Here is a 13232-nt window from a genome sequence, read left to right as displayed (position 1 = left end):
GGGCCGGGGCCCTCACCCGTAAGCTCCGCCCTCATGAACGACGACGTACGCAACATCGTCCTCGGCCTGCTCGCGAGCGGGATCAGCGCGGCCGCCGGATGGTTCGTCCGGTCCTTCGTGTGGCGGCGGCGGCTGCGGCGCAAGCAGGCGTTCTTCGGGCTGCCCGGGGGTACGGAGTGCCTGCTCGTCGTCAATCAGGATCCGACGGCGAGCGGGCACGGCGTCTCGCGCTACGACACGTTCGCGCTGCTCGAACTGTCCGCGCTGATCAAGGAGTGCGGCGCGCGGGCCGACATCGTCGTGCACGACAGCGCTCGCCAGGGCTTCGGCGTGCGGACCGAGTTCTGCGTGGGAGGCCCGGCCTCGAACCAGCGCACACAGGCGCACCTGCGCTCGATGCTGCCCGGGGTCGAGGTGAACATGGACCACGGGAACGCGCGCGACGGCGGGGCGTTCACCATCGGCGGCGAGACGTACCGCCTCGAGAAGGGCACCGCGGAGTACGTCCTCCTCGCCCGCCTGGCCGGCCCCGAGGGCGGCCGCCCGGTCTTCCTCGCGTCGGGCCAGCGCGCGATCACCAACCAGGCCGCCATACGCTACCTGACCCGCCACCACACGGAACTGGCCCGCCGCCACGGCCTGGACGGCACGTTCTGTCTCCTGCTGAAGGTGATCCACTCGGACGTCTACGGCCCGGACATGGTCGAATCGGCGACGGACGTCACGACGGCGGCGACCACGCGGGGCGGGCGGGGGCCCGGCCGCTGAGGGTTACGCTGCCGCGGTGACCCTTCCGACGCCGCAAGAAATACGCGCCCTGCACGAGAAGTACGCTCCCAGCCAGGAAGCCCTGGATGTCGTGTACGCGCACTGCGAGATCGTCTGCCGCGTCGCGGAGCAGCTCCTGGCCCGCGACGGCCAGGGGCTCGACGCCGAGCTTGTGCGCGCGGGTGCCCTGCTGCACGACATCGGCGTCTACCGGCTCTTCGACGACACCGGCCGGCTCACCGGCGACTACATCCGCCACGGGGTGCTCGGCCACGAGATCCTTCGCGGGGAAGGCTTTCCGGAGCGCCTGTGCCGGTTCTGTTCGTGCCATACGGGCGTCGGCCTCACCCGGCACGACATCCAGGAGCAGGGGCTGCCCCTGCCCGTGGCCGACTATCTGGCCGAGAGCGCCGAGGAACAGCTGGTGATGTACGCGGACAAGTTCCACACCAAGTCCACGCCGCCGAGATTCCTCTCCGCCGACGCCTACGCCTCGCACGTGCGGAAGTTCGGAGGGGACAAGGTCACCGTGTTCCAGGAACTGCGCGCCCGCTTCGGCGAGCCCGACCTCACGGCGGTCGAGGCGGGTCAAGGGGCTTGAATGAGCCCATGACAACAGCGATACGGCCCGGCCCGAAGCACACGCTTCGCACCGGGCCGTATCCGGAAGATCAGGTCACCCCTCGGAGAGATACCGCTCCACCGTCTCGACCTTCGACGTCAAGCCGCCCGTGACCCCGGCGCGGATGTCCGCCTTCAGCACCAGCGACACCCGGCCGCAGCGCGCTTCCACCGCCGCGACCGCCCGCTTGACCACGTCCATGACCTCGTCCCACTCGCCCTCGATGGACGTGAACATCGCGTCCGTGCGGTTGGGCAGGCCGGACTCGCGGACCACGCGGACCGCGTCCGCCACATACTCACCGACGTCCTCACCCGCGCCGACCGGGGAGACGGAAAAGGCGACGATCATGCGCTGACCGTACCTTCCTTGCGGGCGCGGGCGGCGATGACGCTCGCCTCGGCCTCCCGGCGCAGCATCCGCTCGGCGAAGAAGCCGCCGGTGGGCAGGACGGAGAGGACGAAGTAGAGGGCGGCGGTCTTGACGCTCCACTTGGTCTTGTTCCAGGCGTCGAGCCAGAAGACGACGTAGAGGAGGAAGAGGATCGCGTGCACGACACCCATCACCGGCACGGCGTTGAAGCTCGTGGTCCGCTTCAGCACGGAGCAGGCGAGCAGCACGATGAAGGAAATGGCCTCCGGGGCGGAGACCAGGCGGAGCCGGCGCAGGGCGGTGGCGGTCTTGATGTCCACGGGGGCAACCTTCGGGTTCGGGACGTATCGGTACGACTACAGCTTGTGAGGGTATTCACAAGCTGTAGCGGCCATTCTTGCAGCAGCGTTGTCGATCATCGGATCCGGGTCCGTTCAGGGCTCCGGGCCCTGTCGGAGCGGCGGGGCTGACGCTAGCGTCGGGGCGTGGCTCAGTTTCGGCTCCAAGGGAGCAAAGTTCTCGCTGTCGATCTCTCCGGGGATTCGGTCAAGGCCAAGAACGGCGCGATGGTCGCGTACGAGGGCGAGATGTCGTTCAAGAAGATGACCGGTGGCGGTGACGGTCTGCGTGGCATGGTCACCCGCAGGCTCACCGGCGAACAGATGGCGGTCATGGAGGTGAAGGGCCGCGGCACCTGCTATTTCGCCGACCGCGCGAGCGAGATCAACCTCGTGACGCTGCGCGGCGAGACGCTCTATGTGGAGTCGAGCAATCTGCTCTGCACGGACGGCGGCCTCCGCACCGGCACCACCTTCACCGGCCTGCGCGGCGCCTCGCAGGGCAACGGCCTCTTCACCACGACGGTGGAGGGCACGGGCCAGGCGGCGATCATGTCCGACGGCTCGGCGATCGTGCTGCGCGTGGCGCCGGACATGCCGCTCCAGGTCGACCCCGGCGCGTACATCGCGCACACCGGCCGGCTCAAGCAGCACTTCCAGTCGGGCGTGAACTTCCGGACCTTCATCGGCGAGGGGTCGGGCGAGGCGTTCCAGATCCGCTTCGAGGGCGACGGCCTGGTGTACGTCCAGCCCAGCGAGCGCAACACCATCGGCGGTGACCTCTGATGCCCTTCCGCCTCCTCAACTCCCGCATGGTCGAGGCCCGCGTCGTCCCCGGGCAGCGGATGTTCAGCCAGCGCGGCGCGATGCTCGCGTACAAGGGCGACGTCTCCTTCACGCCCAGCATCACCGGCGGCCAGGGCGGCATCATGAGCATGATCGGCCGCCGCGTCGCCAACGAGGCCACGCCCCTGATGACCGTCGAGGGCGACGGCACGGTGATGTTCGGCCACGGCGGCCACCACGTGCACATCATCGAGCTCAACGGCGAGACGCTCTATGTGGAGGCCGACCGTCTCCTCGCCTTCGACGGTTCCCTCCAGCAGGGCACGATGTTCATGGGCTCGCAGGGCGGCGTCATGGGCATGGTCCGCGGCCAGGTCACGGGGCAGGGCCTGTTCACCACGACGCTCAAGGGCAAGGGCGACGTCGCGGTCATGGCCCACGGCGGCTTCATCGAGCTGCCGATCACCCCACAGCGCCCGGTCCACGTCGACCCGCAGGCGTACGTCGCCCACCGCGGCGACGTACGCAACAAGCTGTCCGCCGCTATCGGCTGGCGCGAAATGGTCGGACGCGGGTCCGGAGAAGCCTTTCAGCTCGAACTCTCGGGCCAGGGCACGGTCTATGTACAGGCATCCGAGGAGAAGCTGTGAACGGCCCGGTCATCTACGACGCGCATACGCTCCCGGTCGACGACAACGTCAATCCGTACGCCTTCAGCGTGGACCTCGACGGCCAGTGGTTCCTCCAGAAGGGGAAGATGATCGCCTATTACGGGCGCATCGAATTCCACGGCATCGGCCACGGCTATCTGGACGCGCTCATCCGCTCCAGCTTCCACAGCCCGCTGCACGCCGCCGACTGGGTGGTCGCCGAGGGCCGGGGCAGGATGCTGCTCGCGGACCGCTCCTTCGACGTCAATTCCTACGACCTCGAGGACGGCAACCTCACCGTCCGCTCGGGCAATCTGCTCGCCTTCCAGCCCTCCCTCTCCCTCAAGCAGTCGATCATCCCCGGCTTCCTCACGCTGATCGGCACCGGCAAATTCGTGGCCGCCTCCAACGGTCCGGTCGTCTTCGCCGAACCCCCGATCCGCGTCGATCCCCAGGCCCTCGTCGGCTGGGCCGACTGCCCCTCGCCCTGCCACCACTACGACCACCAGTACCTGAAGGGCGTGCTCGGCGGCGTACGCGCCTGGACCGGGCTCGGCGGCACATCGGGAGAAGAGCACCAATTCGAGTTCGTCGGCGCCGGTACGGTGCTGCTCCAGTCCACGGAACAGTTGATGGCTGAAATTCCCACGGGTGGGAACCCTGAGCAGGACGGGGTCCCGCCCGCAAGCCCGCAGAATCAGCCATCTATGCCGCGCATGCCAGGTCAGCTGGGGGACCTCCAGCGCCGCTTCGGGCTGTGAGCGGTACTCTGCGGAGTGTGACGTCGAACGCTTGACCTCGCGCCCGCACTCCATACTGGTTCAGTATTCAACTTTCTTAGGTAGAATTCCTCTATGTCTATGGACACCGAGAACGGCACTCGCTGGCTCAGCGAAGAGGAACAGCGCGCCTGGCGCGCCCATCTGGACGTCAGCCGGCTGCTGATGCATCAGCTAGAAAGGGATCTCCAGCCTTTCGGCCTCACCAACAACGACTACGAGATCCTGGTGAACCTCTCGGAGTCCGACGACCACCGGATGCGGATGAGCGACCTCGCGACGGCCACGCTCCAGTCGAAGAGCAGGCTCTCCCACCAGATCACCCGCATGGAGAACGCGGGCCTGGTCCGCCGCGAGAACTGCGAGTCGGACCGGCGCGGCCTGTATGCCGTCCTCACCGAACAGGGCTGGGAGACGATGCGGAAGGTCGCGCCGCACCATGTCGCGTCCGTCCGCGAGCACTTCATCGACCTGCTCGGCGAGTCGGACCTGAAGGCGCTGTACGGCTCGCTGGCGCCGGTGGCCCAGCACTTGCGCGCGGCACGCGGCCGCGCCTGACAGACGGGCGAACGGGGTGCGTTGCCTTCGGCGGCACACCCCGTTGCTTCACTCGTGCGGGAGAAATCGATTCGAACCCGCCGCGTTCGGGTCTTGCCCGTCCTAGCCTCCCTTGCTACCGACAGGAGTAGGGAAAGGCGGAGTTCCGATGACGAGTGACACCTCCCAGCCGCCGATGGCATGGCGGTACTGCGGCAACCAGATGAAGCTGTGGCGGGTGGAGGCGGGCGTCAGCCGCGAGGAGCTGGCGGCGGAGGCGGGGTACGGCGCCGAGACGATCAAATCGATGGAGCAGGGGCGACGGCGTCCGACGCAGCACGTCCTGGAAGTCGCGGACGAAATGTGCGGCGCACAGGGGAAGTTGAAGGCGGCGTACGCGTATTTGCAGCCCGAGCGATACGCCCCTCGCGCCCGCGAGTTCATGGCGGCTGAAGCCGAGGCAATCGCGCTGCACTCCTACCAGACCCTCATCATCCCTGGCCTGCTCCAGACCGAGGAGTACGCGCGAACGCTGATGAGCGGCAATTGCCCTCCGGTGAGCGACGAAGCAGTCGAAGAGCGTGTAGCGGGCCGCTTGGCGCGGCAAGAGCTACTTAAGAAGCCTGCGGTTCTGTTCAGCTTCGTGATCTACGAAGCCGCATTGCACACCATGGTCGGCGGGCCGCAGTGCATGCGGAGACAGCTCCATCACCTGCTGGCCGTCGGCGCACAGCGCAACGTGACCGTTCAGATTCTGCCTGCCGCTCTGGGTGTGAACCCCGGGATCGGCGGCCCCTTCGTCCTGTTGGAGACCGCCGACTTCGAGACCTATGCCTTCGAAGAAGGGCAGAACACCGGCACTCTGTACTCGGACCCGGAGAAGATCAGCACTGTCACGAATCGCCATGCGTTGATCCGCGCTCAAGCCCTCAGCCCGGAGGAATCGGCGCGGTTCATCCGCAAGGCGGCGGAGGAACTATGAGCAATGAACTCACGTGGCTCAAGTCCAGCCACAGTCACGGCGACGGCAGCGAATGCGTCGAAATCGCCGCACCCACCCCCCAAACCATCCACGTCCGCGACTCAAAACGAGCCCACGGCCCCAGACTCTCCATACCCCGCGCCGCCTGGGCGGACTTCATCACCTACTGCTCATAGCCCGGGATGTTCGCCCATGGGAACCGTCACCCCATCGCGGCTCGGGCACACCCAGATCGCCTGATCCGGCTCCGGCGCGGGCCGCATAGGGTGCGGATGCCCCTCCGTGCAACGCGGCCACGGCACGTTGTGACCTTCCGCATCCCGCACTTCCTCCAGGATCAGGTCCTGCACCTGGTGGGCCAGCCACCACGTCCGTACCGACGGCTCCTGCGCGGGATCGACGGCCAGGTGACCGATCCGCCGTCCTCCGACGGACAGGTCGGCTCGTAGCATGCCGTCCTTGAGGCCACTGCTGTCCTCCTTGAGCCGGGCGGAGAGCCCGGCCGCGCTGAGATCACGCAGCAGCGCCTGGAACGCCTCTTCGATCAGCTGGTCCATCGGGCCTCCCTGCATGGGCATCCTGGATCACTCCGCGCACGCGGCCGCATCGAAAGGGGCCGCCGGCTCACTCCCAGCCGATGCCGACCCCGTACAGCAGGCCCACAGCGGCATGCACGGCGACCGGCACCAGCGCGCCGTTCCACGGCTTGCGGCGGCGCCAAACGCACAGCGCGAGCGCGAGCGCCGGGCCCACCCAGCCGAGCACGTAGAGAATCACGGTGAGGCCGTGGAGGCCGTCGAAGTATTGCGAGGCCCGGCGGGACAGCGGGCACAGGAACGAGAACACCACCGCCGAGCCCCAGAGGTTCGCCTCGACGGACTTGGGGCCGGGCACGGCCGTCGCGTCGTCGTGACCTGTCATGGCGTCAGTACCTTCCCCCGGTTCAACTCCTTGATCATAACTTGGGGAAGTTCTTACCGGTCAAGGGTTGATCCACCCGGGCCCGGAGCCCAGCGCCGCGCACAGCCATGCGTCCGCCGCCCCCGGCGTCGGGTCCGGTGATGCCCTCACCACCGCCGTGAGCCGCCAGTAGTCGTCGATCCGGAGCTCCGCCGCGAGTTGGGCGCTCAGCGCACGCCGGAAGGCAGGCGTGTCCCGCGCGCCGCGCGCCCTCGCATGGGCGGAGACGAAGCAGTCGAGGGCCTCGCCCTCGCGCGGCGGGCGCGCGGCCCGTACGTCCGGGGCGGCCAGCGCGTACGCCTCGATCAGGCCGTCGAAGAGGACATCCGGGCGGTAGTCCGGCTCGGGGCGGCGCGCCACGGGGCGGCCGGTGTCGGGGCAGGGGCCGGAGGCGAAAGCGTGCAGGCGGGCGAAGGCCAGCACCTGCTGGGGTGTCGGCGCCGCGGGCGGTTGCGGGACGGCGTGATCCACGACCACGGTCACCAGCCGCGCCGGGAGCCGTGGCGGCAGCCAGGCCCGCCAGAAGCGGGCGAGCGCGGCCGTGCTGGGCGGGGTGCCGACGGCGCCTATGAGGCGCAGGCGGTCGGCGCGTTCCTCGGGGGCGCAGTCCTGGAGGAGTTGGAGGGCTGCCTCCCGCCAGCGCAAGGCGGCCAGCTGCGAGCCGAGTTCACGCAGTCGCCCGGCGACCACGTCCTCCAGCGCGCCCTCCTGGTCGAGGACGCGGCCCACCTCGGTGACCGGCAGGTCGAGCGTGCGCAGCGAGCGGATCAGGCGGAGCCGGTCGAGCGCCTCGGGCCCGTACCGCCGGTGACCGCCGCCGCTGCGCCCGGCCTCGGGCAGCAGGCCGCGGTCGGAGTAGAAGCGCACGGTCTTGACCGTGACACCCGCGTGCTCGGCGAGCTCGCCGATGCTCCACATCTCGTCGGTCGACAAGGCTTGAACCTCCCTCAGGGGGAGTTCCTACCGTACTGGTCGGCGCGCACGGCCCACGGGGGTGGCCGTGCTGATCACGAGGAGGCATTCATGACGGCGTTCGTGCTGGTACCGGGCACGCACATGGGCGGCTGGCTGTGGCGGGAGGTGGCCGGCCGGCTGCGGCGGGCGGGATCCGAGGCGTACGAGGCGACGCTCACGGGCATGGGCGACCGCCGCCATCTCGCCGGTCCGCGGACGGATCTGGAGACGCACACCGAGGACCTGACGCAGCTGATCGACCACGTGGACGCGCCAGAGGTGGTGCTGGTCGCCCACTGCTACGGCAGTTATCCGGCGCTGGCGGCCGCCGACCGGCGCCCGGACCGCGTCTCGCGGGTCATCTATGTGGACGCGCCCCTTCCGCAGGACGGTTTCTCGATGCTCGGCCAGGTGCGGGAGCAGATGCCGGACGAGGTGACCCGCGAGGCGATGCTGCGCCGGGCGGCGGAGGCCGCGGACGGCTGGCGGATGATGCCGCCGGCGCTGGACGAGGCGCGGAACGCGGCGAATCTCACGGGGGTGTCCGAGGAGGCGCTCCTGCGGCTCAACCGCCTTGCCGCGCCGCAGCCGCTGGGCACCTTCACCCAGCCGCTGCGGCTCTCGGGCGGCACGGCGGGGATGGCCATGACGGGCGTCTTCTGCACGGCGGCCGGGCCGGGCATCGCCATGGTCGAGGATCTGGTGGCGTCGGGTGACCCGCGCTTCCGGGAGCTCGGCGAGGAGCGGTGGGGCTTCTTCGAACTCGCCACCGGGCACTGGCCGATGCTCTCCTGCCCGGACGAACTGGCCGAGGTGCTGCGCCGCGCGGCGGCGGGCGAGGGCCACCGCGCGGGCAGCGGCCGTCAGGGCGCGGACGCCGTCGCGGCGGTGTAGTCGGCCCAGATCCGCTCCGGGAAGCCGTTGCCGCGCTGCGACGTGTCACCGCCGACGTCCGACATCGGCAGCAGCTTCCCGTCCTCGGGCTTCATGCGGAACATCGTCACCGCCGTGGATATCTCCTTCGTGTATCCCACGTACCAGGCCGACCTCAGCCGGTCCTGGTCGCCGGTGCGGCCCGCGCCGCCCAGGGCGTCGGAGACGTCGTTCGCCACCGCCTTCGGCAGCGCGCGCCGCGCTTTGGCCCGGCTCTCGAATCCGCCGACCGGCTGGCCGTCCTTGAGGAGTCTGGTCACCGAATAAGGGTCGTTCTGCAGACCCGAATTGGCGAGCGTGCCGTACGCGCCGGCCATGCGGATCGTGCTGGGCGTGGACGTGCCGAGGGGGAACGAATCGTCCAGCGGCGCCATGCTGTCCTTGAGCAGCCCGGAGCGGATCGCGGTGTCCCGCACCTGGTCGATTCCCACCTCCTTGCCGAGCCGCGCGTAAGTGGCGTTGCCGCCCTTCGCGAGGGCCTGGCGGAGGCTGGGGTGGGAGTCGTCGGGCTGTGCCTTCTCCGACGGATTCTGCAATTGGCCGTCGTCGCCGTAGAAACTGTCGGGCTGTACGTCCTGCCGGTCGTCCTTCTTCGTCTGCGTGCCGTTCTGGAGCGCGGCGGCGAGGACGAACGGCTTGAAGGCCGAGCCGACGGGCACGCCCGACGTATCGGCGTTGTTGGTGAAGTGCTTGGTCGCGTCCGGGCCGCCGTAGAGCGCGAGGACGGCGCCGTCGGAGGGGCGCACGGAGGCGGCGCCCACCTGCACGTCCTCGTCGGCGGACCGTTTCTTGGGGTCGATGTTCTTCTCCACCACGCCCTGCACCGAGGCGGTCAGCCGCTGGACACGCTTCTTGTCGAACGTCGTGTGGATCTTGTAGCCGCCGTGGGCGAGATCCTGATCGGTCAGCATCGAGTGCGCCTTGATGTATTTGTTGGCGACATCGACGAGATACCCGTTCTGGCCACCGAGGTTCGTGGCCATGGACTGCTTGTGGGGCTCGGGGAAGGTGCGGTATTTCTCCCGCTCCTCCTCCGACATCAGACCCACCTTGACCTGCCGGTCGAGAATCCACTTCCAGCGCTCCTCGGCGCGCTGGTGATTTCCGGCGCTGACCGAGGGGTCGTACAGCTCGGCCCCCTTCAACAGCGAGGCGAGCAAGGCGCCTTGGGAGGGGTCGAGCTTCTTCGCGGGAATGCCGTAGTACGCCTGGGCGGCGGCGTCGATGCCGTACGCGCCCCGGCCGAACCAGCTGGTGTTCAGATAGCCCTGGAGCACTTCCTGCTTGCTCTTGGTCCGGTCGACCTTGAGCGAGATGATGAACTCCTTGGCCTTCCGGGTCATGGTCTGCTCCTGGGAGAGATACGTGTTCTTCACGTACTGCTGGGTGATCGTGGAACCACCCTGCGTCTCCTGCCCCTGCACCGCGCTGAAGAGGGCCCGGAAGATGCCCTTGGGCGATACGCCGCGGTCGCGGTAGAAACTCTCGTTCTCCGCCGCTATCACCGCGTGCTGCACGGAATCGGGCACATCGGCGAGCCGCACGATATTGCGGTTGACCTTGCCGATGCTGACCATCTGGGTGCCGTCCGCCCAGTAATAGGTGTTGGCCTCCTGGACGGCGGCCGCGTTCTCGTCGGGGATGTCCACGCTCGCGTACACCCAGGCGAACAGCCCGGCCAGCGCGCCGACGCCCAGCACGAACGCCCCCAGCAACTGCCGCCAGGACGGCAGCCATCGGCGCACGCCGCTCCTGCCGCGCCGGGGATAGTCGATGAACCGCTTTCCGCGTGCGTGCCGCTGTCTCTTGCGCAAGGTTCGAAACGCTCCTGCATATCGGTGTCACCGTCTGAGACGACCGCGCCGGGGCGCGCGGTTGGCCGATGGCATATGAGCGTTGTGTGACAGCCCGGCGTCCCGGGCGGGGAATGCGGCGCGAACGGGCCGGTTACCCCTGGTATTCCGTGAGGTCGATGGCGTGGACGCTCAGCGCGTGCCCGTACTCCGGGTGCGTCGTCTCGCGCTCCGGCGCCATACCGAGCTTGCGGATGACATTCGCGGAGGCTTCGTCGCCCAGTCGGCTGATGCTGATGACGCGGTCCAGATTGCGGTCCTGGAGCGCGAACTCCAGCGTCGCCTGCGCGGCCTCGGCGCCATATCCCTGCCCCCAGAACTGCGAGCCGATCCGCCAGCTGATCGCCACCTCGTGCGCCGCCTCCGGCAGGAACTCCGGCACGGAAAGGCCGGTGAACCCGATCAGCTCGCCGGAGCCGAGGAGCTCCACGGCGAAGAGCCCGAAGCCCTCGTCGTCCCACTCCTCCTCCCAGCGCTCGATGTCCTCGGCCGTCTCGTCCAGGCCGCGTACGGCGCCGTCGTCGACCCATCGCATGACGCGGGGGTCGGCGTTGATGTCGGCCATGGGGGCGAGGTCGCCGTCGTGCCAGCGGCGGAGGAGGAGGCGGGGGGTGCGGATCTCTGTCATGCGTCCATCTTCGCCGGTCAGGGGGTGTTCCCCCGCCCCGCCGCAAGAATCCGATGTATCGCCCCATACACCTAAAGAAAGATGGAAGCCCTTTTCCATTTCCACCCCCGAGCGATATGGGACACATTCCCGACACGAGCGCGTGTTCTTCTCCACATTCCCGCCGATGATCCGCCCCTACGGCGAATCCCGGCGGCGAGCCACACCCCCACAAGGCCGCGAACTCCCTTACACCGCAAGGGAATCCGCTCACCCGACACCCCTGGAATTACCCCGCGAGCCCATAAAGCGTGTAAGCGGCCCACTGGCCGACCACCCCTGACCCGCTCACGCCCTTACCTCGGGTACGGCCAAAAAACAAATCTTCACAAACTCTTGACGTCCGGAGCGCCCACCTCACACCATCAGCCAAGGCCCTGCTCGACCGATGCCCCGGCCATGCCGGAATCCCGCTCCCCCACAGCGGCAGCAGCCACGGGAAACAGAGACAAGGGCCGGCCCCGCTCCCCCCAAGAATGGCGATACCTCTATGAGTGACCGCACGCTCACCGCGGGCGACTCCCGGCCCGACACGGCCGTCACGGCACCGGCGTCCCCGCACGTCGACGCCGGTGACGCGGGCTACAGCAAGGACCTCAAGTCCCGGCACGTCAACATGATCGCCATCGGCGGAGCGATCGGCACCGGCCTCTTCCTCGGCGCGGGCGGCCGCCTCAACAGCGCCGGCCCCTCGCTCTTCATCGCCTACGCGGTGTGCGGCGTCTTCGCCTTCTTCGTCGTCCGGGCCCTCGGTGAGCTCGTCCTCTACCGCCCGTCCTCCGGCGCGTTCGTCAGCTACGCCCGCGAGTTCATGGGCGAGAAGGGCGCGTACACGGCCGGCTGGCTCTACTTCCTCAACTGGGCCACCACCGGCATCGCCGACATCACCGCGGTCGCCACGTACACCCACTACTGGGGGATGTTCAGCAGCCTGCCGCAGTGGGTGATCGCCCTGATAGCCCTCGCGGTGGTGCTCACCGTGAACCTGATCTCGGTGAAGTACTTCGGCGAGATGGAGTTCTGGTTCGCGATCATCAAGGTCGCCGCACTGATCACCTTCCTGGTCATCGGCGTCTTCCTGCTCGCCTCCCAGCACGACGTGGGCGGCCACACCCCGGGCCTGGGCAACATCCTCGACCACGGCGGCGTCTTCCCGACCGGCGTGATGCCGATGCTGATGGTCATCCAGGGCGTCGTCTTCGCCTACGCCTCGGTCGAGCTGTGCGGTGTCGCGGCGGGCGAGACCAAGAACCCCGAGAAGATCATGCCGAAGGCGATCAACTCGATCATGTGGCGCGTCGGCATCTTCTACGTCGGCTCGGTGATCCTGCTCGCGCTGCTGCTGCCGTACAAGGCGTTCACCGGTGACGAGAGCCCCTTCGTCACCGTCCTGTCCAAGATCGGCGTGCCGTACGCGGCCGGCGTGATGAACCTCGTCGTGCTCACCGCGGCGCTCTCCAGCCTCAACTCGGGCCTCTACTCCACCGGCCGCATCCTGCGCTCGATGGCGATGTCCGGCTCCGCGCCGAAGTTCACCAGCCGCATGAACAAGGGCCAGGTGCCCTACGGCGGCATCCTGCTGACCGCCTTCTTCTGTGTGCTGGGCGTCGCGCTCAACTTCGTCGTCCCGAAGGACGCGTTCGAGATCGTCCTGAACTTCGCGGCGATCGGCATCATCGGCACCTGGGGCATGATCATGCTCTGCTCGCTGCTGTTCTGGCACCGCTCCAAGGACGGCCGCGTCACCCGCCCCGGCTACCGCCTGCCGTGGGCGCCGTACACGCAGATCATCACGCTGCTCTTCCTCGCCGGTGTCCTCGGCATCATGGCCTCCGACCCGGGCCCGAGCCGTACGACGGTCCTGTGCCTGCCGGTGATCGCGGCGGCGCTGGTCGGCGGCTGGTTCCTGGTCCGCGGCCGGGTCGCCCGCGTCCAGCGCGAGAAGGAGCTCCAGCAGGCGCAGGGGTAAGCGCCGGAGTGCGAAAGCCGAAGGCCGGCCCGTACGGAGTTCCGTACCGGCCGGCCTTCGGC

The 13232-nt window shown here is 68.5% G+C and carries 17 protein-coding genes; 10 read left to right on the top strand and 7 right to left on the bottom strand.

All coding sequences use genetic code 11. The features are described from left to right. Positions 1 to 33 precede the first annotated feature (33 nt). Both ACZ4A5_RS17555 and ACZ4A5_RS17550 read left to right on the top strand, forming a co-directional pair. Positions 34 to 768: a hypothetical protein gene (locus ACZ4A5_RS17555; protein WP_467584047.1), complete on the top strand. Its 735-nt coding sequence runs from the start codon at positions 34 to 36 to the stop codon at positions 766 to 768. Positions 769 to 784: 16 nt separating this feature from the next. After that, a complete protein-coding gene (locus ACZ4A5_RS17550; protein ID WP_467584044.1) occupies positions 785 to 1369 on the top strand; it encodes an HD domain-containing protein in 585 nt (194 codons plus the stop codon). A 75-nt stretch (positions 1370 to 1444) separates the two neighbouring features. Here the strand turns inward: ACZ4A5_RS17550 and ACZ4A5_RS17545 are convergent, their stop codons facing one another. Together ACZ4A5_RS17545 and ACZ4A5_RS17540 are read right to left on the bottom strand one after the other, a co-directional pair. Continuing rightward, a complete protein-coding gene (locus ACZ4A5_RS17545) occupies positions 1445 to 1741 on the bottom strand; it encodes an MTH1187 family thiamine-binding protein (protein ID WP_467584042.1) in 297 nt (98 codons plus the stop codon). After that, positions 1738 to 2082 (bottom strand): DUF3817 domain-containing protein, encoded by a 345-nt coding sequence (locus ACZ4A5_RS17540; RefSeq protein WP_467584039.1) that lies wholly within the window; start codon positions 2080 to 2082, stop codon positions 1738 to 1740. Before ACZ4A5_RS17540 ends, ACZ4A5_RS17545 begins: the two co-directional genes overlap by 4 nt. Before the next feature lie 165 nt (positions 2083 to 2247). Here ACZ4A5_RS17540 and ACZ4A5_RS17535 point away from each other — a divergent pair, with 165 nt between their 5' ends. The 6 genes from ACZ4A5_RS17535 (at position 2248) to ACZ4A5_RS17510 (ending at position 6010) form a co-directional block, all read left to right on the top strand. Next, the gene (locus ACZ4A5_RS17535; RefSeq protein WP_398873289.1) at positions 2248 to 2886 is read left to right on the top strand and encodes an AIM24 family protein; all 639 of its coding nucleotides are present in this window, start codon (positions 2248 to 2250) and stop codon (positions 2884 to 2886) included. Next, positions 2886 to 3536, top strand: coding sequence for an AIM24 family protein (locus tag ACZ4A5_RS17530; protein WP_467584036.1), 651 nt, complete (start codon positions 2886 to 2888; stop codon positions 3534 to 3536). The genes ACZ4A5_RS17535 and ACZ4A5_RS17530 overlap by 1 nt, the downstream gene beginning before the upstream one ends. Continuing rightward, positions 3533 to 4297 (top strand): AIM24 family protein, encoded by a 765-nt coding sequence (locus ACZ4A5_RS17525; RefSeq protein WP_467584033.1) that lies wholly within the window; start codon positions 3533 to 3535, stop codon positions 4295 to 4297. Before ACZ4A5_RS17530 ends, ACZ4A5_RS17525 begins: the two co-directional genes overlap by 4 nt. Before the next feature lie 99 nt (positions 4298 to 4396). Continuing rightward, positions 4397 to 4873: a MarR family winged helix-turn-helix transcriptional regulator gene (locus tag ACZ4A5_RS17520; protein WP_467584127.1), complete on the top strand. Its 477-nt coding sequence runs from the start codon at positions 4397 to 4399 to the stop codon at positions 4871 to 4873. Between the two features lie 148 nt (positions 4874 to 5021). Further along, positions 5022 to 5834, top strand: coding sequence for a helix-turn-helix domain-containing protein (locus ACZ4A5_RS17515; RefSeq protein ID WP_467584029.1), 813 nt, complete (start codon positions 5022 to 5024; stop codon positions 5832 to 5834). Then, complete coding sequence (locus ACZ4A5_RS17510) at positions 5831 to 6010, top strand: DUF397 domain-containing protein (protein ID WP_467584026.1); 180 nt, start codon at positions 5831 to 5833, stop codon at positions 6008 to 6010. Before ACZ4A5_RS17515 ends, ACZ4A5_RS17510 begins: the two co-directional genes overlap by 4 nt. On the opposite strand, the gene ACZ4A5_RS17505 is transcribed toward ACZ4A5_RS17510, so the two are convergent. From ACZ4A5_RS17505 to ACZ4A5_RS17495, 3 genes are all read right to left on the bottom strand, one after another. Beyond that, the gene (locus ACZ4A5_RS17505) at positions 6005 to 6391 is read right to left on the bottom strand and encodes a hypothetical protein (RefSeq protein WP_467584023.1); all 387 of its coding nucleotides are present in this window, start codon (positions 6389 to 6391) and stop codon (positions 6005 to 6007) included. The genes ACZ4A5_RS17510 and ACZ4A5_RS17505 overlap by 6 nt on opposite strands. A gap of 67 nt (positions 6392 to 6458) precedes the next feature. Further along, positions 6459 to 6755 carry a hypothetical protein gene (locus ACZ4A5_RS17500; RefSeq protein ID WP_467584020.1) on the bottom strand — a complete coding sequence of 99 codons (297 nt, stop codon included), beginning with the start codon at positions 6753 to 6755 and terminating at the stop codon, positions 6459 to 6461. Between the two features lie 60 nt (positions 6756 to 6815). Beyond that, positions 6816 to 7727, bottom strand: coding sequence for a helix-turn-helix domain-containing protein (locus ACZ4A5_RS17495; RefSeq protein WP_467584018.1), 912 nt, complete (start codon positions 7725 to 7727; stop codon positions 6816 to 6818). A 90-nt stretch (positions 7728 to 7817) separates the two neighbouring features. Here ACZ4A5_RS17495 and ACZ4A5_RS17490 point away from each other — a divergent pair, with 90 nt between their 5' ends. Then, positions 7818 to 8642, top strand: coding sequence for an alpha/beta fold hydrolase (locus tag ACZ4A5_RS17490; protein WP_467584016.1), 825 nt, complete (start codon positions 7818 to 7820; stop codon positions 8640 to 8642). On the opposite strand, the gene ACZ4A5_RS17485 is transcribed toward ACZ4A5_RS17490, so the two are convergent. After that, positions 8612 to 10495, bottom strand: a complete 1884-nt coding sequence (locus tag ACZ4A5_RS17485) for a transglycosylase domain-containing protein (protein ID WP_467584013.1) — start codon at positions 10493 to 10495, stop codon at positions 8612 to 8614. The two genes, ACZ4A5_RS17490 and ACZ4A5_RS17485, sit on opposite strands and share 31 nt — an antisense overlap. A gap of 133 nt (positions 10496 to 10628) precedes the next feature. Beyond that, complete coding sequence (locus ACZ4A5_RS17480; RefSeq protein ID WP_467584010.1) at positions 10629 to 11162, bottom strand: GNAT family N-acetyltransferase; 534 nt, start codon at positions 11160 to 11162, stop codon at positions 10629 to 10631. 529 nt (positions 11163 to 11691) lie between these two features. Here ACZ4A5_RS17480 and ACZ4A5_RS17475 point away from each other — a divergent pair. After that, a complete protein-coding gene (locus tag ACZ4A5_RS17475) occupies positions 11692 to 13170 on the top strand; it encodes an amino acid permease (RefSeq protein ID WP_467584007.1) in 1479 nt (492 codons plus the stop codon). The last annotated feature ends 62 nt before the right edge of the window (positions 13171 to 13232 follow it).

Source organism: Streptomyces sp. NPDC025618 (genome assembly GCF_055558795.1).
Note: the sequence above shows the minus strand (reverse complement) of the source record. Positions and strands in the feature narration are given on the sequence as shown.

What these genes read in the sequence shown, in the direction of transcription:
- ACZ4A5_RS17490 (WP_467584016.1), top strand. Translation starts at nt 7,818, where the DNA reads ATGACGGCGTTCGTGCTGGTACCGGGCACGCACATGGGCGGCTGGCTG.
- ACZ4A5_RS17530 (WP_467584036.1), top strand. Translation starts at nt 2,886, where the DNA reads ATGCCCTTCCGCCTCCTCAACTCCCGCATGGTCGAGGCCCGCGTCGTC.
- ACZ4A5_RS17520 (WP_467584127.1), top strand. Translation starts at nt 4,397, where the DNA reads ATGGACACCGAGAACGGCACTCGCTGGCTCAGCGAAGAGGAACAGCGC.
- ACZ4A5_RS17510 (WP_467584026.1), top strand. Translation starts at nt 5,831, where the DNA reads ATGAGCAATGAACTCACGTGGCTCAAGTCCAGCCACAGTCACGGCGAC.
- ACZ4A5_RS17500 (WP_467584020.1), bottom strand. Translation starts at nt 6,755, where the DNA reads ATGACAGGTCACGACGACGCGACGGCCGTGCCCGGCCCCAAGTCCGTC.
- ACZ4A5_RS17555 (WP_467584047.1), top strand. Translation starts at nt 34, where the DNA reads ATGAACGACGACGTACGCAACATCGTCCTCGGCCTGCTCGCGAGCGGG.
- ACZ4A5_RS17480 (WP_467584010.1), bottom strand. Translation starts at nt 11,162, where the DNA reads ATGACAGAGATCCGCACCCCCCGCCTCCTCCTCCGCCGCTGGCACGAC.
- ACZ4A5_RS17505 (WP_467584023.1), bottom strand. Translation starts at nt 6,391, where the DNA reads ATGGACCAGCTGATCGAAGAGGCGTTCCAGGCGCTGCTGCGTGATCTC.
- ACZ4A5_RS17475 (WP_467584007.1), top strand. Translation starts at nt 11,692, where the DNA reads ATGAGTGACCGCACGCTCACCGCGGGCGACTCCCGGCCCGACACGGCC.
- ACZ4A5_RS17545 (WP_467584042.1), bottom strand. Translation starts at nt 1,741, where the DNA reads ATGATCGTCGCCTTTTCCGTCTCCCCGGTCGGCGCGGGTGAGGACGTC.
- ACZ4A5_RS17515 (WP_467584029.1), top strand. Translation starts at nt 5,022, where the DNA reads ATGACGAGTGACACCTCCCAGCCGCCGATGGCATGGCGGTACTGCGGC.